The following is an 802-nucleotide window of genomic DNA, read 5'->3' on the forward strand; positions in this document are numbered from 1 at the left end:
TACTATCATGTTGATTTGCAGTTCCAGCAAACTGTATAAATCGTCTGATACAATCAGAACCTACTTTTAATAAGGCCTTTGTATTAGTGTTTTGTATTAACCAATTTTCAATATAGTTTTTGTGGTTACAGAGTTGGCAGTTTTCAACAAATTCATCAGATTCACTGGAGATATGTGTAACTAATTCCCATTCTTTTTTCGCTTCTTCAAAATCATTACTCAAACTATTTTTTATAATGTTTTTAGTTACTAACGGTCCCGGAACAGTTGTTAATTCCTTTTGTGAATTTTCTTCTAAAATAGAAGGATTGTTAAAGTGCCTCAACAAGATACCCCCAAATATTTTCTTAAGAATATTTTACCATAATTGATTATAAAACGAACAAACGTTTTGTAATATTTTGATATTTCACAGTAAAAATTTACAATTATTTCAAAAATGAACATTGTATCAAGAGAAGTAATCGATACATTTCAGGGGGGTTCTAAAATAGAACCGGGGGTACATTTCAGTTTATAGTTAACTAACACAAAGAAAAGTAATCTTTTTAAAATTGAAAAGGGGATCGGACGCAAGCATCCAATCCCCTTAAGTGAGAGCCTCAGCTTCCCACCGCTATTAGTTAATAGTATGTTACCATAAATTGTCCTGATACGCAAAAGATTATATTTTTAAGATTGAGTCAAGTTTTTGTGGGAGTTTTTTTTAGCTCCCTTTTTATAAAGTAAAACTTCTAATTTTGTATCCGTTTTCTAAATGTTTTCTTTCATCAAAATTTCGTCTTTTTCTTTTTTAAAAACC

1 pseudogene is annotated in these 802 nt (G+C 30.0%); it reads right to left on the minus strand.

Annotated elements, in window-relative coordinates:
• Positions 1–325: pseudogene (locus tag ACWNMZ_RS25390) on the minus strand (hypothetical protein); the annotation flags it as partial.
• Positions 326–802 lie beyond the last annotated feature (477 nt).

This window comes from Niallia sp. Marseille-Q9988 (assembly GCF_976954375.1).